Genomic DNA, 20,234 nt, shown 5'->3' with positions numbered 1-20,234 from the left:
GTCCTTACCGCGTCGTTCTGAGCGACCGGGGGTCCGGTGCCAAGCACAGTAGCCGTGGTGCCGGCCGCCGGTTCGGGTCGGCGGCTGGGTGCGGGAATACCGAAGGCATTCTTCCTGCTGGGCGGCGTGACGCTGGTTGAGCGCGCCGTGGCAGGCCTGCGCGAGTCCGGGGTGATCGACCAGGTCGTGGTCGCCGTGCCGCCGGATCGCACTGACGAGGCCAAGCTGATCCTCGGTGGCACCGTGACCGTGGTCGCCGGCGGTGCAGACCGCGTCGATTCCGTTCGGCTGGCGCTGGCCGCCACCGGAGAGCCCGATTTCGTGCTGGTCCACGATGCCGCACGTCCGTTGACTCCGCCCGGACTGGTGGTCCGAGTGGTCGAGGCGCTGCATGCCGGGTACCGCGCTGTCGTTCCGGCATTGCCGGTCGCCGACACCATCAAGGCGGTCGACGCGAACGGAACGGTCCTGGGCACGCCCGAGCGGGCCGGCCTGCGGGCCGTGCAGACCCCACAGGGTTTCGCCGCCGACCTGCTTCTGCGGGCCTACCAGCAAGCCGGTGCGGGCACGCAGTTCACCGACGACGCCGCGATGGTCGAGAACGTCGGCGGCCAAGTGCAGACGGTCGAAGGCGATCCGTTGGCCTTCAAGATCACCACCGCGTTGGACGCGGTACTGGCCGAGGCGGTGGTCAATCGGTGAGTGCGCTGCCGCGGGTCGGCTTGGGCACTGACGTGCACCCGATCGAGCCGGGCCGGCCGTGCTGGCTGTTGGGGTTGCTGTTTCCCGGCGCGGACGGCTGCGCCGGGCACTCCGACGGCGATGTGGCCGCACACGCCTTGTGTGACGCGCTGCTGTCGGCGGCAGGGTTGGGGGACCTCGGTGCGGTGTTCGGCGTCGACGAGCCGCGCTGGGCCCGCGTAACCGGTGCTGTGATGCTCGGCCACGTGCGCGAGTTGCTCACCGAGAGCGGGTTCGTGATCGGGAACGCCGCGGTGCAGGTCATCGGCAACCGGCCGAAGGTGGGGCCGCGCCGTGCCGAAGCGCAGCAGCTGCTGTCGGAATTGCTGGGCGCACCGGTTTCGGTGTCGGCGACCACCACCGACGGCCTGGGGCTCACCGGTCGAGGTGAGGGACTGGCCGCGGTGGCTACCGCGTTGGTGGTGCCTAAGTAGTCAGCTCGGTGGCTTTAGCAGCCGAAGCCGAAGATCGCGCCGATGATGCCACACGGAACCTCGGTGGCCACCGCCGTACCAATCTGAACGCCGGCGTCCGCGCCGGCGTTGGCGGCTTCGGCGCCCATGTCGGCGCCAAGCTCAGGCAGGGTGTCGAGCAGCGCACCGGAAGTGGTGATCGCGGTGTCGCCAGCGGCCTCGGCTAGGGCGTTACCGAAGGCGTCCCCGGTCGGCCCCAGCACCAAGTCGGGATCCACGGTGGACAAGAAGTCGATGTTGCCCAGGTCAAAGGGCAGATCCGCGGCGGAGGGCGCGCTGAAGAGGTCGGTCGCCGCGGCTGAGCCGATTTCCGGGGCTCCCAAGTTCAAGGCGTCGGTCGCCGCGGCCGAACCGGCGTCGGCAAGCGCGTTCGCACCGTTGTTCGCGCCGGAGTTGGCGAGACCGGTCAGTCCGGTGGTCAGCAGGGGGGCGGCCAGCGAAGGCACCATCATGGCCACCATCGGCGCCATCATGGCCATGGACATACCGATCTGGGGACCCATCGCAGCCATGCTGGCGGTGCTGGCGCCGGCGGTGGTGGCGGACTGACCCATCTGGTCGGCCTGCTGCTCGGCCTGCTGGCGCTGCTGTTCGGCCTGGGCGTCCTGCAGCATCTCCTGCTGGCCCGGCGCAAGCTCTTCGGCGGCCGGCGCGATCTCCGGCTGGGCCGGCGCGGGCTGGACCGGCGCAGACACCAATTCGGCGGGCTGAGGCTGGGGCTGGTTGTTGTTCGGCTCATCGGCGTATGCCGTCGCGCTACCTGCAAATGCGACCGCAGCCAAGACCGCTCCAGAGACTGCCACCAGACGTTTACTCACTGCCGCAATATATGCCACGTCACACCACCTGTCCACCGATGCGGGCATCGGTACCCCAGCCTGGGAAGCCCCTGCTAGCGGCGCGTGGCCGATCGCGAACCCAGCGCCCGGTAAGCTGGCCCGTCGTGACCGATCGCCCCAGCCTGCGGCTGCACGACACGGCAACCGGCGCCGTGCGTGAATTTGCCCCGCTGCGGCCCGGTCATGTGTCCATCTATCTCTGCGGCGCCACCGTCCAGGCGGCACCGCATATCGGCCATGTCCGCAGCGGCGTGGCCTTCGATGTATTGCGCCGGTGGCTCACCGCCCGCGGCTACGACGTCGCGTTCGTGCGCAACGTGACCGACATCGACGACAAGATCCTCACCAAGGCCGCCGCAGCGGGCCGACCGTGGTGGGAGTGGGCCGCCACCCACGAGCGGGAGTTCACCGCCGCCTATGAGGCGCTGGGTGTGCTGCCGCCGTCGGCCGAACCGCGCGCCACCGGGCACATCACACAGATGGTCGAGCTGATCGAGCGGCTGATCGAGCGCGGCCACGCCTATGCCGGCGGCGGCGACGTCTACTTCGACGTACTCAGCTACCCCGACTACGGCCAGCTGTCCGGTCACCGCATCGACGACGTGCACCAGGGCGAGGGGGTCGCCACCGGTAAACGCGACCCGCGCGACTTCACGCTGTGGAAGGGCGCCAAGCCCGGTGAGCCCAGTTGGCCCACGCCATGGGGCCCGGGCCGTCCGGGCTGGCACCTGGAGTGTTCGGCGATGGCGCGTGCCTACCTCGGTGCCGAATTCGACATCCACTGCGGCGGGATGGATCTGGTCTTCCCGCACCATGAGAACGAGATCGCTCAGAGTCGCGCCGCCGGAGACGGATTCGCGAACTACTGGCTGCACAACGGCTGGGTCACCCTCGGTGGCGAGAAGATGAGCAAGTCACTGGGCAACGTGCTGTCGATGTCGGCGGTGCTGCAACGAGTCCGGCCGGCCGAGCTGCGCTACTACCTGGGCAGTGCGCACTACCGGTCGATGCTCGAGTTCTCCGAAACCGCGCTGCGCGACGCCGTCAACGCCTACGTCGGCATCGAGGACTTCCTGCACCGGGTGCGCAGCCGGGCGGGCGCGGTGGTTCCCACCACCTGGACGGACCGTTTCGCCGCAGCCCTCGACGACGACCTGTCGGTGCCGATCGCCCTGGCCGAGGTACACCGGACGCGCGCGGAGGGCAACCGGGCGCTGGACTCCGGCGACCACGAGGGCGCGCTGGCCGCAGCCGGTGCGATCCGGGCGATGATGGACGTGCTCGGCTGCGACCCGCTCAACGAGCGCTGGGAATCGCGCGATGAGACCTCGGCGGCGCTGGCTGCTGTCGACGTCTTGGTGCGCGCCGAGTTGGAACGCCGGGAAACCGCTCGCGCGGAACGGGATTGGCAATTGGCCGATGAGATCCGCTGCAGACTCAAGGATGCCGGTATCGACGTCACCGACACCGGGGATGGTCCGCAATGGTCACTGCTGGTGGAGGGGTCTGAGTAGATGGCCGGAAATTCCAAGCGCAAGGGTGCGGTGCGCAAGCCCGGCACCAAGAAGGGGCCGACGGTTGGCTCCGGTGGCCAGCGCCGCCGCGGGCTCGAAGGCCGTGGCGCCACCCCGCCGGCGCACCAGCGGGAATACCACCCGGCGGCCAAGGCAGCCAAGCGTGCGGCAAAACAGCGCGCGTACCGGACCGCCAAGCGCACCGACGAGAACGAGACCGTGCTGGGGCGCAACCCGGTTCTGGAGTGCCTGCGTGCCGGAATCCCGGCCACCGCGCTGTATGTGGCGCTGGGCGCCGAGGCCGATGAGCGGCTGACCGAATCAGTTACTCGGGCGGCCGATTCCGGCTTGCCCATCCTGGAGGTCCCGCGGTCCGATCTGGACAAGATGACCACCAACGGCCTGCATCAGGGCATCGCGCTTCAGGTTCCGCCCTACAGCTACGCGCATCCCGACGACCTGATCGCCGCCGCGCGCCGCGATGTCGCGCCGCCGCTGCTGGTCGCACTGGACAACATCTCTGATCCGCGCAATCTCGGCGCCATCGTGCGGTCCGTCGCGGCATTCGGCGGACACGGTGTGGTGATCCCGCAGCGTCGGTCGGCCTCGGTCACCGCGGTGGCCTGGCGTACCAGTGCCGGTGCGGCGGCGCGAGTTCCGATCGCGCGGGCGCCCAACCTGAACCAAACCTTGAAGGCATGGGCAGATCGCGGCCTGCAGATCGTCGGGTTGGACGCCGGCGGAGACACCGTGGTCGATGAGTTGGACGGCACCAGCCCGATGGTGTTGGTCGTCGGTTCCGAGGGCAAGGGATTGTCCCGCCTGGTCCGGCAGAACTGCGACGCCATCGTGTCGATTCCGATGTCCGGGCCCACCGAGTCGCTCAACGCATCGGTGGCCGCCGGGGTCGTGCTGGCCGAGATCGCCCGTCAGCGGCGGTGATTCGCCGTGCACTCATAGCGGCGGTGCTGATGGCCGCGGTGGTGAACCCTTCGGCAACGGCGGCCGCGCAGCGGTCGACGTTTGATCTGCAGGCGCATCGTGGCGGCCGGGGCGAGACCACCGAGGAATCGTTGCGTGCCTTCGCCAAGTCGCTCGAGTTGGGGGTCAGCACGCTGGAGTTGGACATCGTGCTCACGCGCGACGCACAACCGTTGGTGTGGCACGACCCGGTGATCGAGCCGGCGAAGTGCGCCGACACCGGACCGGTGTTCGCCGGCGACCCCGACTACCCGTATGTGGGCAAGCGGGTAGCCGATCTCACCCTCGCCCAGATCCGAACGCTGGACTGCGGTCACCTGCTGCCGGAATTCCCGGATGCGGAAGTGGTGCCGGGCAATGTGATCGCCACCTTGCCGGAAGTTTTCGCGCACACCGGTCACGCGGGCGTCCGCTACAACATCGAGACCAAGGTCGACGCGGACAACCAGCAGCAGCTCGTCGACGTGATCCTGGCGGCGGTGCGGGCCGCCGGCCAGCTCGACGCCGTCGAGATCCAGAGTTTCGACTGGCGCACCCTGCCGTTGGTGCGCGCCGCCGAACCGGGCATCCCGTTGGTCGCACTGGCCGAGCAGGGGCCGGATCCGATCTCCGGGGCGGTGGCGGTCGGCGCCGACATCGTGTCCCCGGACTACTTGGTGGTGGATCGCGCCTTCACCGAACGCGCACATTCGGCTGGGCTGCGGGTGATTCCGTGGACGGTCAATGATGCCGATGCCATGCGGCGACAGATTGCCGCCGGCGTCGACGGGCTCATCACCGACTATCCGAGCCGGCTGCGTGCCGTCATGGCCGAACTCGGCATGCCGCTGCCGCCCGCCTATCGCTGACCTAGACGCCCAGCAATCGAGCGCTGGCCCACAGCGCCAGCACGGCCACCAGCAGCGTGGCCGGCACCGTGCACAGTCCCAGGCGGGTGTATTCGCCGACTCCGGCCGCGACGTCGTAGCGGCGTAACACTCGGCGCCACAGCAGATTCGACAGCGAGCCGGTGTAGCTGAGGTTGGGGCCGATGTTGACCCCGATCAACACCGCCAGCACCGCGAGTGGGCCGCTCGATGCCACCAACGGCACCAGTACCAGCGTCGCCGGCAGGTTGTTGACCACGTTGGCCAGCACAGCGGCGACCGCCGCGATCCCCAGCAGTGCCGCCAGACTCGATCCCGCTGGCAGCACCGTAGACATCTGGGCACCCAGGCCGTTGTCGACGACGGCTCGCACCACCACGCCGAGGGCCAACACGAACACCAGGAAACCGGGATTGGCGGCCCGCAGAATTCCGGCCGGGGTGCTGCGCCGCTGCGCCAGACCACGGACGGCCAACACGGCCGCACCGGCGACGGCTGCCCATGCCGCCGGGACCCCGAACGTCTCGGCGACCACAAAGCCGGCCAGCGTCAGCCCCAGCACCACCAGCACGAACACCGGAACCGGGGGCGGTGGCCCGGCGTGCTGGTGCACCGGTGTAGCCCGCAGATCGGCGCGGAAAAACCAGCGGAAGATCAGGTAGACGACCGCGGTGGTGGCCAGCCACGGCGCCGCCATCAGCGCGGTGAACCTCACGAACGACAGGCCGGCCTGGTTGAACGCCAACAGATTGGTCAGGTTCGACACCGGCAGTAGCAGCGAGGCCGTGTTGGCCAGGTGCGCGGTCGCATATGCGTGTGGGCGTATCGGGGCGTGGCGGCGGCGGGCCATCATCAGCACCACCGGCGTCAGCAGCACCACCGTCGCGTCCAGGCTCAGCACCGCGGTCAGACCGGCGGCGATGACGAACACGCGGCGCAGCAGATGGTGCGGTGGACCGACGTCGGCCCGTGCCATCGCCGCACCGGCCGCCTCGAACAGGCCCTCGTCGTCACAGAGCTGCGCCAGGACCAGCACCGCGCCCAGGAACGCGACGACGTGCAGCAGAGTAGCGGCTTCGGTGACTGCGTCGTGCATCGAGATCGCGCCGGTGGCAACAAGAACGACGGCGGCCGGCACCGCAGCGAACATCTCCGGCCAGCCCCGCGGGCGGGCCACCGCGAACCCCAGCACCACGGCAAGCAGCAGCAGCGCCAGTGCCAGATTCAGGCCCACGGATCCTCACGACGCCACACCGTGGGCAGGTGAAGTCCGACCCCGTCGGACTCGGCCAACTCGGACAGAACCCGCATCGTGACGTTGAGGTCGTCGCCGGCGTAGGGCAAGGCGCGCAGCGGCTTTGACAAGGGCAGGAAGAAGTCGTCCCAGTGGGTCAACACCACCGTCGAAGCGCCGACGGTGCGCACCGTCTCATTCCAGTAGTCGACCAGGTATTGCCGGGGTTGAACGCCGAGCTGGCCGATGCCCAGGTAGACCACCTCGGCGTTGCGGCCGGCCAAGGCACCCGGGATGAAGCCTGCGCTGCCCAGGATCAGCAGATTGCGCCCCGAGGGGCGGTGGGCCACCAATGCCGACCAGGCCTCACCGCACTTGTAGGCAGATGCCCGCACCGGTGGAACCACCGCGGCGCTGATCACGCCGGGGAAGCGGTCCGGGGGGCAGTGCCGGGACTCGAGCAGGGTGACGTCGTAGGCGCCCAACGCAAGAGGAGTGCCGGGCGTCGCGACCTTCAGGCGATCGGCCGAGAGTCCCTGACCCCGGCCGACATTGGCCGTCGACTCGCCACCCACCAGCGTCGCACCGGTACGTTCGGCCACCACCGCGGAGTCCAGCGCGTGATCGATGTGTGAGTGCAGCGGGATCACCGCCGCCAGCTTCTGCACGCCGGCCCGGGCCAGGCAGGCGTCGATGCGAGCGGCCGACGGCGATACCTTGCCCAGCGCCACCCGAGCCAGACGGGGACGAGAGAAATAGCCGTCGGTCATCAGCGCCGAAGACCCGTCGTCGATCAGCATGCTGGTCACGCCGAGCCACGTCACCGACAGCGGTGCGCCCGGCGCCGCGGGTGTGACGTCGAACCGGTCGGCGTACCGGCCGATGTCGGGGCGGCCGAGCTTGAGGCGCATCCGCTCAGGCTAACGGGGGACGGCGGCGCCCACGCCGCAGGCCGCCGTGACGGTCCTAGACCTTGGGGCTGTCGTCGTCGCCGATCAGCAACCGGACCGCCAGGTCCAGTCGGGTGCTGAAATCGGTGGCCGACGCCCGGCGGGTCAGCCAGGCCAGCAGGTTGGACAGCCACACATCCGAGATCACCCGGGAGATGTGGTACTGCTCCTCGGTCGGCTCGCCGTCGCTCATGGCCCCGGCGAACATCGAGTCGATCAATTTCTGGACGTGGTCGACTTCGCCGGCCGCCGAGGCGTCGGCGAAGACATACGCCCGCGTCATCGCCTCGGTGAGCAGTGGGTTGCGCTGCATGGCGCGGTTGAGTTTGTTGACCACCAGGTTCAGTCGCTGGTGGCGGGTGGTTGCGGCGAACGTTGCCGGGTCCGTCTTGGTGTCTACCCGCGCGATCTCTCGGCCCATCGCCGAGACCAGCAGGTGAACCTTCGACGGGAAGTAGCGGTACAAGGTGCCGACAGCCACGTCCGCGCGGTCGGCGACGGCGCGCATCTGCACCGCGTCGTAGCCGCCCTTGGAGGCGATCGCCAGCGTCGCGTCCAGGATGCGCTTGCGGCGTTCGCGCTGCGCCTCGGAGCCCAGGTCGGATTCGGTCAGCACAGCGACGTTGACCACCTCGCGCGGTTGGCTGGCCGATCCGCGGCCTGCGGTGCCCTCAGCTGACGACATGTGCTGCGCGGCTCCCTCCGTCGGTCTCCTGGCCCATAACGATACGCATCGCGTAGTTGGGTTTTGTGCTTCCCGGCATCGGCCGGACCCAACGTGTCCAGCCATTACGGTTCGACTTGACGCTCGGACGCTGGCACTATTAGAACACGTTCTAGTGGTTGGTGGGGGTGTTCGTGACCCGCCTCTCTCAAGCCCGTCTCGACCCGGAGGAGCTCAGCGTGTCCGTGACCATCAACGACGAACAGCTCGCAGCCCGCGAGCTGGTCCGCGACTGGGCCGCCGCCGCGGGCACCGCCGAAGCGATTCGCGCGGCGGAATTGGGTGAAACCGATTCCTGGCGAGCTGTTTTCGCGCGGCTGGCCGACCTGGGCCTGTTCGGTGTGGCGGTGCCCGAGGAGTCCGGCGGGGCCGGTGGGCGCCTCGAAGACCTCTGCGCGATGGTCGATGAGGCCGCCAGGGCCCTGGTTCCCGGGCCGGTTGCGACCACCGCGCTGGCCACCCTGGTGGTCACCGATCCGGCTTCGGTTGAAGCCCTGGCAGCCGGCGAGCGGACTGCCGGCGTGGTCACCGACCCGTCCGCGGCGGCGGTGAGCTTCGACGCCGCAGCAGGGCAGGCCTCCGGCACCGCTGAGCGGGTGCTCGGCGCCACCGCCGACGGACTGCTGCTGTTGCCGGCCGGCCAGGACTGGATCCTGGTGGACGCCGGCGCGGACGGGGTGAATGTCGAGCCCCTGGCCGCCACCGACTTCTCCCGACCGCTGGCCAAGGTGACGTTGACGGCAGCGCCGGCAGTGGTCCTGGAGGCCGGTCACCGGGTGGAGAACCTGGTGGTCACGGTGCTGGCCGCCGAGGCCGCCGGGGTCGCCCGCTGGGCGCTGGACACCGCGGTCGAATACGCCAAGGTGCGTGAACAGTTCGGTAAGCCGATCGGCAGCTTCCAGGCCATCAAGCACCTGTGCGCGGAGATGCTGTGCCGGGCCGATCAGGCCGCGGTGGCGGCCAGCGACGTGGCCCGCGCCGCTGCCGATCCCGATGACCAGCAGTTCGCGATCGCGGCCGCAGTCGCCGCCGCGATCTGCATCGACGCCGCCAAGGCCAACGCCAAGGACTGCATCCAGGTACTCGGCGGAATCGGCATCACCTGGGAGCACGACGCACACCTGTACCTGCGCCGGGCCTACGGCATCGGGCAGGCGCTGGGCGGACCCCAGCGGTGGCTGCGCCGCACCGCCGCACTGACCCGCGACGGCCTGCGGCGCCGGTTGGAGGTCGACCTCGGTGAGGCCACCGACGTCCGGCCCGAGATCGCCGCGGAGGTGGCGCGCATCGCAGCGCTGCCCGCCGACCAGCACCAAGTGGCGCTGGCCGAATCCGGGCTGCTGGCGCCGCACTGGCCGGTTCCCTACGGACGCGCGGCCGGCCCCGCCGAGCAGCTGGTGATCGACCAGGAACTGGCCGCCGCCGGCGTCGGGCGTCCGGACCTGGTGGTCGGCTGGTGGGCAGCCCCGACCATTCTCGAGCACGGCACGCCCGAGCAGATCGAGCGCTTCATCCCGGCCACGCTGACCGGCGAGGTGTTCTGGTGTCAGCTGTTCTCCGAGCCCGGCGCCGGCTCGGACCTGGCGGCGCTACGCACCAAGGCGGTGAAGGTCGACGGCGGCTGGCGGCTGACCGGTCAGAAGGTGTGGACGTCGCGAGCCCACGACTCGCAGTGGGGCGTCTGCCTGGCCAGAACCGATGCCGAAGCTCCGAAACACAAGGGCATCACCTACTTCCTGGTCGACATGGCCGCTGAGGGCATCGACATCCGGCCGCTGCGGGAGATCACCGGTGAGGCCCTGTTCAACGAGGTCTTCCTCGATGACGTCTTCGTTCCCGACGAGCAGGTGGTCGGCGGCGTCAACGACGGCTGGCGCCTGGCCCGCACCACCTTGGCCAACGAGCGCGTCGCGATCGCCGGCGGCACCGCGCTGGGCAACCCGATGGAGGAGCTGCTGAAAACCCTGGCGGATTCCGAACCCGACACCGCCACCGCCGAGCGTCTGGCCCGGCTGATCATCGCCGCGCAGGCGGGTTCGCTGCTGGATCAACGCATCGCCCAGCTCGCGGTGGGCGGCCAAGACCCGGGCTCGGAGTCCTCGGTGCGCAAGCTCATCGGGGTGCGCTACCGCCAGGAGCTGGCCGAGTTCCGGATGGATGTGGCCGAGGGGGGCGGCGCGGTGGCCGGACGCGAAGTGCACGACTTCCTCAACACCCGGTGCCTGTCCATCGCCGGAGGCACCGAGCAGATCCTGTTGACACTGGCCGCTGAGCGGCTGCTGGGCCTGCCGCGCGGCTAGCTCGCCGCTGTCGCGCCGGTCGTCGCCGAGCGTAGCTTTCCGTCGCCGGGGGTACCCACTGTCGGAATCGCCGCCGACGAACGGAGTGCTGTGTGCCGGGCCGAATCGAAGTCGATGGCGTTACGCCGGTTGTGTCCTGCGGCCGGCAACCCGCCAAGGCAGTGGTCGGGGAGACCGTGCCGGTCCGCGCCGCGGTGTGGCGTGACGGACACGAAGTGGTCGCGGCGACCTTGGTCGTGCGCTACCTCGGCTGCGAGTCTCCACCGGCGTCGCAGACGCGTCTCGACGAGCAGGAAACGGCTGTTCCGGCACCTCGAGCAAAGCCGGCGCTGCTTCCAATGCGGGAGGGCGGCGAGCCGTACGTCTTCCATGGTGAATTCGTTCCGGACCAGACCGGGATGTGGGCTTTCCGGGTCGACGGGTGGACCGATTCGATCCGCACCTGGCGTGACGCGGTGGTCGCCAAGCTGGACGCCGGCCAGGACGAGGCCGAACTATCCAACGATCTGTTGATCGGTGCCGACCTGCTGGAGCGTGCCGCCGCGGCGATGCCCCGCAGTCGGCGCGAACCCGTCGTGGCAGCGGCTGCGGCGTTGCGCGATCCCGGCGACCCGATCGTTCGCTCGGCGCCGGCATTGTCCGACGAGATCTCCCAGCTGCTCACCTGCTACCCGCTGCGCGACCTGCTCACCCGCGGACAGCAGTATCGGGTCTGGGTGGATCGGCCACTGGCCCGCTTCAGCTCCTGGTACGAGATGTTTCCGCGCTCCACCGGCGGATGGGACTCAGCGGGCGCTCCGGTGCACGGCACGCTGGCCACCGCCGCGTCGGCGCTACCGCGGATCGCCGAGATGGGATTCGACGTGGTCTATCTCCCGCCGATCCACCCGATCGGAAAGGTGCACCGAAAGGGTCGCAACAACAGCGCGGTGGCCGAACCCGGCGATGTCGGGTCACCATGGGCGATCGGCAGCGACGAGGGCGGCCACGATGCGGTGCACCCCGACTTGGGAGCAGTCGATGATTTCGACCAATTCGTTGCCAGGGCACGCGAACTCGGTCTGGAGGTCGCCTTGGATCTGGCGTTGCAGTGCGCTCCTGATCACCCGTGGGTGCGCCAACACCGTCAGTGGTTCACCGAGTTACCGGACGGGACGATCGCCTACGCGGAGAATCCGCCGAAGAAATACCAGGATATCTACCCATTGAATTTCGACAATGATCCCGCCGGCCTGTATGCCGAGGTCCACCGCGTGGTGCAGTTCTGGATCTCACACGGGGTCAAAGTATTCCGGGTCGACAACCCGCATACCAAGCCACCCGGGTTCTGGGCATGGTTGATCACGAAAGTGAAGGCCGCCGAACCCGATGTGCTGTTCCTGTCGGAGGCGTTCACCCCGCCGGCACGACAGTACGGCCTGGCCAAGCTCGGTTTCACCCAGTCCTACACCTACTTCACCTGGCGAACTTCCAAGGCCGAACTCGTCGAATTCGGCAAAGAGATAGCCGAATTCGCGGATTTTCGCCGCCCCAATCTGTTCGTCAACACACCGGACATCCTGCACGCCAGTCTGCAACATCACGGCCCCGGTATGTTCGCCATCCGCGCGGTGCTGGCCGCGACGATGGGCCCCTCCTGGGGCGTGTATTCCGGCTATGAATTGTTCGAGCACGAGGCGCTGCACGAGGGAAGCGAAGAATACCTTCATTCGGAGAAGTACGAGCTGCGTCCCCGCGATTACGCCGCCGCGCGCCGCGAGGGCAGATCGCTGGAGCCGTTCATCGCTGCGCTCAACGCCATTCGCCGGCGGCACCCTGCCCTGCAGCAACTGCGCACCCTGCATTTCCATCACGTCGACAACGACGCGCTGCTGGCCTACAGCAAATTCGACCCGGCCAGCGGTGACACGGTGCTGGTGGTGGTGACCTTGAACGCATTCGGTGCCGAGGAAGCGACGTTGTCGCTCGACCTGACGACGCTGGGCATGGCGCCCTACGAGCGGTTCTGGGTGCGTGACGAAATCACCGGGGAGGAATACCAATGGGGGCAAGACAATTATGTGCGACTCGATCCGAGCCGAGCGGTCGCCCACATCATCAATATGCCGGTGATGAGTGCGCAGGCGCGAACCGACCTGCTGCATCGGAGGTGAAGACCCGATGACCCGAATCAAAAACCAGCCCAGCGGGCTCGAGGTGAACCGCGAGGATCTCGATCGGCTGATGTCCGGCGTGCACTACGACCCGCACTCGATCCTGGGCGCCCACGACAACGGCCAACACACCGTGATCCGGGCCTTGCGCCCGGGCGCGAGCGCGGTGGCGGTTGTGGTGGGCGGTGACCGGATCGCGATGCAAGACCTGGGCAACGGATTGTTCGCCGTGGTGCTGCCGTTCGCCGACCTGATCGACTATCGGCTGCAGATCGACTATCCCGGCGTCGCCGAACCGCAGATCGTGGCCGACGGGTATCGCTTCCTGCCGACGCTGGGCGAGGTCGACCTGCACCTGTTCGGTGAGGGCCGACACGAACAGCTTTGGGAGGTTCTGGGCGCTCATCCGCGCACGTTCACCACTGCGGACGGGCCGGTGACGGGCGTGTCGTTCGCGGTGTGGGCGCCCAACGCCAAGGGAATCGGGTTGATCAGTGACAGCACCGGCTGGGACGGCATCGGCGCACCCATGCGGGCACTGGGCTCGTCCGGTGTGTGGGAACTGTTCTGGCCGGGGTTTCCGCTCGACGGGCTGTACAAGTTTCGTGTGCACGGCGCAGACGATGTGGTCACCGAGCGGGCTGACCCAATGGCGTTCGCCGCCGAGACCCCGCCGCACACCGCGTCGCGTGTCGCCACCAATCGCTACACCTGGAGTGACGGCGACTGGATGGATCGGCGGGCCACCGCAAACCCGGCGTTCGAGGCCATGAGCGTCTACGAAGTGCACCTCGGATCGTGGCGGCCTGGGTTGAGCTACCGCCAGCTTGCCGCCGAGTTGACGGATTACGTTGTGGAGCAAGGGTTCACTCACGTCGAACTCCTGCCGGTCGCGGAGCATCCGTTCGGCGGATCGTGGGGATATCAGGTCACCTCGTACTACGCGCCGACTGCGCGTTTCGGCACGCCCGACGACTTCCGCTTCCTGGTGGACGCGCTGCATCGTGCCGGCATCGGAGTCATTGTGGACTGGGTGCCGGCGCACTTCCCGAAAGATGCCTGGGCGCTGGGCCGGTTCGACGGCACCCCGCTGTATGAGCACGCTGATCCGCGGCGCGGTGAGCAGCTCGACTGGGGAACCTATGTGTTCGATTTCGGTCGCCCTGAGGTGCGCAACTTTCTAGTGGCCAATGCGCTGTACTGGCTGTTGGAGTTTCACATCGACGGACTACGAGTGGACGCCGTGGCGTCGATGCTCTACCTGGACTACTCGCGACCTCAGGGCGGCTGGACGCCGAACGTCTACGGCGGCCGAGAGAACCTGGAGGCGGTGCAGTTCCTCCAGGAGATGAACGCCACGGCACACAAATCGGCGCCCGGGATCGTCACGATCGCCGAAGAATCGACCTCGTGGCCCGGAGTGTCGAGACCGACCAGCCTTGGTGGACTGGGCTTTTCGATGAAGTGGAACATGGGCTGGATGCACGACACCCTCTCCTATCTCGGTCACGACCCGGTGCACCGCTCCTACCATCACCACGAGATGACCTTCTCGATGCTCTATGCCTACAGCGAGAATTTCGTGCTGCCGATCAGCCATGACGAAGTGGTGCACGGCAAGGGCACGCTGTGGAGCCGGATGCCCGGTGACGACCACGCCAAGGCGGCCGGGGTGCGCAGTCTGCTGGCCTACCAGTGGGCGCATCCGGGAAAGCAACTGCTGTTCATGGGCCAGGAGTTCGGCCAGCGTGCCGAGTGGTCGGAGGAACGCGGGCTGGACTGGTTCCAGCTCGACTCACCCGGCGAGCAGGACGGGTTCTCTGCGGGAATCCAATGCTTGGCCCGCGATCTCAACTCCGTCTACCGCAGTCGCCCCGCGCTGTGGAGCGAGGACACCAACCCGGCCGGCTATTCCTGGATCGATGCCAACGACTCCGCCAACAATGTGCTGAGCTTCCTGCGTTATGCGACAGACGGATCGGTGCTTGCGGCGGTGTTCAACTTCTCCGGTGTGGCGCATACCGACTACCACCTGGGACTGCCGTTCGCGGGCCGGTGGCGCGAGATACTCAACACCGACGCCGTCGACTACAACGGCGGCGGTGCAGGAAATTTCGGTGGTGTGGATGCCGTCGACGAACCTCGGCACGGGCGTCCTGCTTCCGCGGTACTGGTGCTGCCCCCGCTGTCGGCGTTGTGGCTGGAACCCGCCGCGCAAGCGATCACCGCTCGCTGAGTCGACTCAGCGCTCGCAGCGGAATGGGTAGCCAGGCGGGCCGGTGCCGGGCCTCGTATCCGGCCTCATAGACCGCCTTGTCCAGTTCGTAGGCGGCCAATAGCGCTGCGCTATCCCGCGGGTCGGTGCCGGACTCCGCGCCATAGCCTTCGCAGAAGGCGCTGCGACAGCGGTCCAGCCACTCCCGGGCCCGGGTGGCCAGTTGCCGGGCCTGGCCGTCGCGCGACAGGTCGGCCAGTTTGCCGTACGCGGCGTACTCGTAGGACCGCAGTACGCCGGCGACATCGCGCAGCGGAGAGTCCGGCCTCCGACGTTCCGGCAGCGGTGCACCGGGCTCGCCTTCGAAGTCGATCAGCAGCCAGCCGTTCGGGGTGCGCAGCACCTGACCCAGATGTAGGTCGCCGTGGACTCGTTGCACCGTGATCGTCTCGCCGGCGAGTGCGGCGAAGCGCTCTTCGATAGCGGCCAGGTGGGGGCGTATTTCGGGCACGCCCTCCGCGGTCGCCGACAACCGCGACAGCAGCGCCTCGGCCGGGAAGAGCGACTGCGAAGTCCCCAGCGTGTCGGCCAGTGTCCGGTGCACCGATGCGACAGCCTCACCGAGGCGGTACGACTCACCGGCGAAGTCGCCGCCCACTTCGTAGGCGTACAGATCGGCTTCGGCGAACAGGTCGCGCACGCTCGCGGTCGCCATCGCCCAGCCTTCGGCCGAGTTCAACGCGTATTCGCTGACCATTCCCAGCGCATAGGGCAACACGCCAGAGTCGCCCGGCAACTCGATCTGGTAGGAGCCGAACAGTCGCGGCACGTGGGGATTGGCGGCTCGGCCCAGCGCTGCGTTGAGCTCGATATCCGGATTGACCCCATCTCTGATCCGCCGGAACACCTTGAGGACCACTTTTTCCTCGACGATGACGCTGGTGTTGCTCTGCTCGGCTTCCGATACGCGGGACTCGGCGCGAACCGGCAGCGTGACCCCCGGCTCCGGTGTGAACGTGACGTCGCCCCGCCGGGCTGCCGAATCGATCAGTGACAACAAGACTCGGGTTGCCGCGGCGTCGTAGAGAGCGTCGGAGGCGGTGTGCCCGCCATGGGTTCCGATCGTCGCGACCTGGGCGTACTCCGGCGCCAGGTCCACGTCCCAGCCGACTATCACCTGGTAGCGATCGGCGGTGCCGTCGGTGTAGCCGACGTCGATCAGCACCAGCTGCAGGCCGCCCCCCAACTCCACCACCAGGAAGGGATCTGCCTGGGCCAATTGCTTATTCCGCCCCGCGTACCAGCGTCGGGTTGGTAGCCATTCCGCCCACGGCAGGCCCGCTGGTTCGCCGGTGCCACCGGTCATGACATGTCCTCCTTCGACTCGCGTGGCTCGCACAGCTGAAACCAGTAGAAGCCGTGGCCGGGAAGTGTGAGCAGGTATGGCAGTTTTCCGATTCGGGGAAACTCCACCGAACCGGTGAGTTCCACCGGTATGTGGCCGTCCCAGTGCTGCAGGTTCAGTTCGATCGGCTGGGGAAACCGGGACAGGTTGTTGACGCACAAGACCGTGTTCCCGTCGTCACCCGAGATCTCCCGCACGAAGGCCAGCACCGACGGATTCGAGCCGCCCAGTTCGCGGAATTCGCCGAGGGCGAAGGCGTCATACCGGCGTCGAATGGCCAGCATGGTGCGCGTCCAGTTGAGCAACGACGTGGAGGTGTCGCGTTGCGATTCGACGTTGACGGACTGATGACCGTAGACCGCGTCCTGAATGGGCGGCAGGTACAGGCGGCCGGGGTTGGCGGTGGAGAAGCCCGCGTTGCGGTCGGGTGTCCACTGCATCGGGGTGCGCACCGCGTCGCGGTCGCCCAGCCAGATGATGTCGCCCATCCCGATCTCGTCACCGTAGTAGAGGATCGGGGAGCCGGGCAGCGACAGCAACAGGGCGGTGAACAGTTCGATCTGGTTGCGGTCCTTGTCCAGCAGCGGGGCAAGCCGGCGCCGGATCCCCACATTCGCCTTCATCCGCGGGTCTTTGGCGTATTCGGCGTACATGTAGTCGCGCTCGTCGTCGGTGACCATCTCCAAGGTCAACTCGTCATGGTTGCGCAAGAAGATTCCCCATTGCGCCAAATGGGGTATCGGTGGCGTCTGCGCCAGGATCTCCGAGATCGGGAAGCGTGACTCTCGGCGTACCGCCATGAAAATGCGTGGCATCAGCGGGAAGTGGAATGCCATGTGGCATTCATCACCGCCGGTGTCCGGGTTGCCGAAATACTCGACCACGTCCGTCGGCCACTGATTGGCCTCGGCCAGCAGAACCCTGCCGGGAAACTCGTCGTCGACCACCTTGCGGCAGCGCTTCAGGAAATCATGTGTCTCAGGCAGGTTTTCGCAGTTGGTCCCCTCCCTCTCGAACAGGTACGGCACCGCGTCCAACCGAAACCCGTCGATGCCGAGGTTGAGCCAGAACCGCAGCACATCGATCATGGCTTCCTGCACCGCCGGGTTGTCATAATTCAGATCCGGCTGGTGGGAGAAGAACCGGTGCCAATAGAACTGCTTGCGCACTGCGTCGAACGTCCAGTTGGACTCCTCGGTGTCGACGAAGATGATCCGGGCATCGGCGTACCGTTCGCTGGTGTCACTCCACACGTAGTAGTCGCCATGGGGGCCGTCCGGGTCTTGCCGCGACTGTTGAAACCACGGGTGACTGTCGGAGGTGTGGTTCATCACCAGATCGGTGATCACCCGAATACCGCGCCGATGGGCGGCGTCGAGCAATTCGACGAAATCGTCGACCGTGCCGAACTCCGGCAACACCTTGTAGAAATCCCGGATGTCATAGCCGCCGTCGCGCAACGGCGAGTCGTAGAACGGCGGCAACCACAGACAGTCGACGCCGAGCCACTGCAGGTAGTCCAGCTGCTCGGTCAGGCCCCGCAGGTCCCCGATCCCGTCCCCGTTGGAGTCGTAGAACGCCCGGACCAGTACCTCGTAGAACACCGCTCGCTTGAACCAGACCGGGTCCGCCGGCAGGGCCGCGGCGTCGCCGAAATCGTCCGCGCTCGGGTGCTCGACGATGCCGTCCTCGACATGGCTGCCCGCCCCGGGGTCTGCTACGTCCTGACCAAGTTCGTCGTCCGCGTCGAAGGCCATATCTCGACATGTACCCCATTCCGGTCGTGATTACCTGGCAGGCGATTGGTCATCGTGATCGTGCGAGAACAACGCGGCGGTGCGGGCGATCCGCGGATCGGCCTGCAACTGTTCGAGAGGCGCGGACAGCGGCAGACGCCAATTCGGATACTGATCCACGGTGCCGGGCAGGTTGGGCTGACAAGGCTCGGCCAGCACGTCGTAGGGGGAGACCAGTTTCAGCCGGCTCGGGGTGGCCGCCAGAAAGCGGTGCATGGCGTCGATGATCCGCGGCTCATCCGGAGCCATCTCGTCATGCTCAAGAAACCCTTCGGTACGCAGTAGCTCAAGCCATTCGGCTCGTTCCTGCTCGGCGGCGGACTGTGCGGCCGCCACGTCGTCGAGCAGACCCCGCTCGGCGCGTGCCCGCACATGCTCGGCGCGGAAGAATCCGGCGGCGGTGGGCAGGTCGTGGGTAGAGATGCTGGCAGCCACCCGCGACGGCCACTTCGCGGACGGAAGCAACGGCTGGCCGGGGGCCGATTCATCGCGAGTGAACCAGGAGACCGCGCACCCCAGCATTTCATTGCCGGCCAGCGCGCGGGTGACTTCCGGTTCGACGGTTCCCAGGTCCTCGCCGATGACGACAGCGTTGGCGCGATGCGCCTCCAGTGCCAGCACCGCGAGCATGACGTCGGCGTCGTAGTGGACATAGGTGCCGCGGTCGGGGCTTTCGCCAGGGGGGATCCACCACAGCCGCCACAATCCGGCGACGTGATCGATGCGTACGCCGTCCGCGTGGGCCAGGACGGCCCGCAGCATGTCGCGCACCGCGCGGTAGCCGGTGGCCGCCAAGCGGTCCGGTCGCCATGGCGGCAGACACCAGTCCTGCCCACGAGGGCTGAACGTATCCGGAGGCGCGCCGACGCTGGCATCAACGGCCAGCACGTCGGCCAGGGCCCACGCATCGGCGCCATCGCCGTCGACGCCGACTGCCAGGTCGTGCAGCACGCCCAGCGCCATGCCCGCGTTCTTGGCGGCACTCTGCACCGCCAGCAACTGCTCCGTGCAGCGCTGCTGCACCCAAGCATGAAACGCCACCCTCGGCGCGAGCTCCCGCCGTGCGGCGGCCACCGCGGCGCCGGTCGCGTCGTGTAGGGGCGCAGGCCAGCGGGACCACCGGCTGCCATGGCGTTCGGCCAGCGCGCAGTAGGTCGCCCAGTCACGCAACGCCCGAGTCCGCGACGACTCGTCGAGCGGGCAGGGGCGCCCTTCAGAACGCCAGAGCAACTCCAGGGCCGCGCGCTTGGCGGCCCAGACGAGGTCGTAGTCGATTCGTGCGGTGTCCGCAGCGACCCGCAGCGCGTCGACTTCTGCCCGGGTGTCCGAGTCGGCGCGCTGGTAGGCGGCGAGGTCAGCGATGCACAGGGCGAGCGGGTTGGCGAACTGCCGGCTCGAAGGCGTATACGGCGACGGCTGCACCGGATACGTCGGTCCCGGTGCGTGCAGCGGATTGAGCAGCACCGCCCCGGCGCCGTGCTCGGCGGCTGTCCACCTCACCCAGTCCCGCAGGTCCGCCAAGTCCCCGATGCCCCAGGAGCGCGCGGATCGCAACGCGTAGAGCTGCAGCATCCATCCCCAGGTGAGCGGTGCCCGCGGCACCCGGGCGGGAGCCGCCACCAGCGTGACTTCCTGGCCATCGCGCAGCTGAAGCTGATACCAGCCGGGCGACAGATCGGCGGGCAGTTCATCGCGCACTGCGGTGCGCTCGCCGCCCTCGCTCACCAGTGCGGCGGCTCCGGAAAACGGTAGGGGGCGTCCGGTCACCCGCACAGCGGCTGTCGGAGGCGAAACGCCCGCACGCTCGCGTTCATCCAGCCTGGCCAACTCATGGCGGCGGTCGGCCGCACTGCCCGCCTCGACCTCGAGCAGCCGAAGAACCCGGACCACCACGTCTTCGTCCACCTGCATCATCTCGCGCCGTTCGTTGCGGTAGGCGGTGGCTACGCCGTGCGCGGTCGCCAGCCGGCGTAGGTCATCGGGCGCCACACCACGCCTATACCCGCCTGAGGTGCATTTCAACAGCCAGCACCGAACCGGTCC

General features: G+C 68.0%; 15 protein-coding genes. 8 read left to right on the top strand and 7 right to left on the bottom strand.

The features are described 5' to 3' along the window. Positions 1–36 precede the first annotated feature (36 nt). The gene (ispD, locus tag EJK91_RS05080; RefSeq protein ID WP_024442377.1) at positions 37–702 is read left to right on the top strand and encodes a 2-C-methyl-D-erythritol 4-phosphate cytidylyltransferase; all 666 of its coding nucleotides are present in this window, start codon (positions 37–39) and stop codon (positions 700–702) included. Beyond that, positions 699–1,175, top strand: coding sequence for a 2-C-methyl-D-erythritol 2,4-cyclodiphosphate synthase (gene ispF, locus EJK91_RS05075; protein ID WP_125078404.1), 477 nt, complete (start codon positions 699–701; stop codon positions 1,173–1,175). Before ispD ends, ispF begins: the two co-directional genes overlap by 4 nt. 14 nt (positions 1,176–1,189) lie before the next feature. Here ispF and EJK91_RS05070 read toward each other — a convergent pair whose 3' ends face one another. Further along, positions 1,190–2,032, bottom strand: coding sequence for a hypothetical protein (locus EJK91_RS05070; RefSeq protein ID WP_125078403.1), 843 nt, complete (start codon positions 2,030–2,032; stop codon positions 1,190–1,192). Positions 2,033–2,157: 125 nt separating this feature from the next. On the opposite strand from EJK91_RS05070, the gene cysS reads away from it, so the two are divergent. The 3 genes from cysS to EJK91_RS05055 are packed head-to-tail and all read left to right on the top strand — an operon-like array spanning position 2,158 to position 5,396. Further along, positions 2,158–3,567 carry a cysteine--tRNA ligase gene (gene cysS / locus EJK91_RS05065; protein ID WP_024442380.1) on the top strand — a complete coding sequence of 470 codons (1,410 nt, stop codon included), beginning with the start codon at positions 2,158–2,160 and terminating at the stop codon, positions 3,565–3,567. Next, the gene (gene rlmB, locus EJK91_RS05060; protein WP_046283524.1) at positions 3,568–4,509 is read left to right on the top strand and encodes a 23S rRNA (guanosine(2251)-2'-O)-methyltransferase RlmB; all 942 of its coding nucleotides are present in this window, start codon (positions 3,568–3,570) and stop codon (positions 4,507–4,509) included. A 29-nt stretch (positions 4,510–4,538) separates the two neighbouring features. Further along, positions 4,539–5,396, top strand: coding sequence for a glycerophosphodiester phosphodiesterase family protein (locus tag EJK91_RS05055; RefSeq protein WP_125078402.1), 858 nt, complete (start codon positions 4,539–4,541; stop codon positions 5,394–5,396). A 1-nt stretch (position 5,397) separates the two neighbouring features. Here EJK91_RS05055 and EJK91_RS05050 read toward each other — a convergent pair whose 3' ends face one another. The 3 genes from EJK91_RS05050 to kstR are packed head-to-tail and all read right to left on the bottom strand — an operon-like array spanning position 5,398 to position 8,283. After that, positions 5,398–6,642 carry an SLC13 family permease gene (locus EJK91_RS05050; protein WP_125078416.1) on the bottom strand — a complete coding sequence of 415 codons (1,245 nt, stop codon included), beginning with the start codon at positions 6,640–6,642 and terminating at the stop codon, positions 5,398–5,400. Beyond that, positions 6,639–7,559: an MBL fold metallo-hydrolase gene (locus EJK91_RS05045; RefSeq protein WP_046301608.1), complete on the bottom strand. Its 921-nt coding sequence runs from the start codon at positions 7,557–7,559 to the stop codon at positions 6,639–6,641. The genes EJK91_RS05050 and EJK91_RS05045 overlap by 4 nt, the downstream gene beginning before the upstream one ends. Before the next feature lie 55 nt (positions 7,560–7,614). After that, positions 7,615–8,283: a cholesterol catabolism transcriptional regulator KstR gene (kstR, locus tag EJK91_RS05040; protein ID WP_024442385.1), complete on the bottom strand. Its 669-nt coding sequence runs from the start codon at positions 8,281–8,283 to the stop codon at positions 7,615–7,617. Between the two features lie 218 nt (positions 8,284–8,501). On the opposite strand from kstR, the gene EJK91_RS05035 reads away from it, so the two are divergent. From EJK91_RS05035 to glgB, 3 genes are all read left to right on the top strand, one after another. Then, positions 8,502–10,622: an acyl-CoA dehydrogenase gene (locus tag EJK91_RS05035; RefSeq protein WP_125078401.1), complete on the top strand. Its 2,121-nt coding sequence runs from the start codon at positions 8,502–8,504 to the stop codon at positions 10,620–10,622. Positions 10,623–10,714: 92 nt separating this feature from the next. After that, positions 10,715–12,775 (top strand): alpha-1,4-glucan--maltose-1-phosphate maltosyltransferase, encoded by a 2,061-nt coding sequence (locus EJK91_RS05030; protein WP_125078400.1) that lies wholly within the window; start codon positions 10,715–10,717, stop codon positions 12,773–12,775. A gap of 7 nt (positions 12,776–12,782) precedes the next feature. Beyond that, a complete protein-coding gene (gene glgB, locus EJK91_RS05025; protein WP_125078399.1) occupies positions 12,783–15,011 on the top strand; it encodes a 1,4-alpha-glucan branching protein GlgB in 2,229 nt (742 codons plus the stop codon). On the opposite strand, the gene EJK91_RS05020 is transcribed toward glgB, so the two are convergent. Genes EJK91_RS05020 through malQ form a run of 3 tightly spaced genes read right to left on the bottom strand, consistent with a single transcriptional unit; the run spans position 14,998 to position 20,180 of the window. Continuing rightward, positions 14,998–16,356: a maltokinase N-terminal cap-like domain-containing protein gene (locus EJK91_RS05020; protein ID WP_125078398.1), complete on the bottom strand. Its 1,359-nt coding sequence runs from the start codon at positions 16,354–16,356 to the stop codon at positions 14,998–15,000. The genes glgB and EJK91_RS05020 overlap by 14 nt on opposite strands. Next, a complete protein-coding gene (treS, locus tag EJK91_RS05015; RefSeq protein WP_125078397.1) occupies positions 16,353–18,152 on the bottom strand; it encodes a maltose alpha-D-glucosyltransferase in 1,800 nt (599 codons plus the stop codon). Before treS ends, EJK91_RS05020 begins: the two co-directional genes overlap by 4 nt. Before the next feature lie 30 nt (positions 18,153–18,182). Beyond that, positions 18,183–20,180, bottom strand: a complete 1,998-nt coding sequence (gene malQ, locus EJK91_RS05010) for a 4-alpha-glucanotransferase (protein WP_125078396.1) — start codon at positions 20,178–20,180, stop codon at positions 18,183–18,185. Between the last annotated feature and the right edge of the window lie 54 nt (positions 20,181–20,234).

This window comes from Mycobacterium sp. P7213 (assembly GCF_900604305.1).
Taxonomy (GTDB): Bacteria; Actinomycetota; Actinomycetes; order Mycobacteriales; family Mycobacteriaceae; genus Mycobacterium.
The sequence above is the reverse complement of the archived record's forward strand: the minus strand, read 5'-3'. Positions and strand labels throughout refer to the sequence as shown.

Bases quoted from the DNA above. Each gene is read 5' to 3' on its own strand.
- kstR (WP_024442385.1), bottom strand. From the start codon at position 8,283: ATGTCGTCAGCTGAGGGCACCGCAGGCCGCGGATCGGCCAGCCAACCG.
- EJK91_RS05045 (WP_046301608.1), bottom strand. From the start codon at position 7,559: ATGCGCCTCAAGCTCGGCCGCCCCGACATCGGCCGGTACGCCGACCGG.
- rlmB (WP_046283524.1), top strand. From the start codon at position 3,568: ATGGCCGGAAATTCCAAGCGCAAGGGTGCGGTGCGCAAGCCCGGCACC.
- EJK91_RS05055 (WP_125078402.1), top strand. From the start codon at position 4,539: ATGGCCGCGGTGGTGAACCCTTCGGCAACGGCGGCCGCGCAGCGGTCG.
- treS (WP_125078397.1), bottom strand. From the start codon at position 18,152: ATGGCCTTCGACGCGGACGACGAACTTGGTCAGGACGTAGCAGACCCC.
- glgB (WP_125078399.1), top strand. From the start codon at position 12,783: ATGACCCGAATCAAAAACCAGCCCAGCGGGCTCGAGGTGAACCGCGAG.
- EJK91_RS05020 (WP_125078398.1), bottom strand. From the start codon at position 16,356: ATGACCGGTGGCACCGGCGAACCAGCGGGCCTGCCGTGGGCGGAATGG.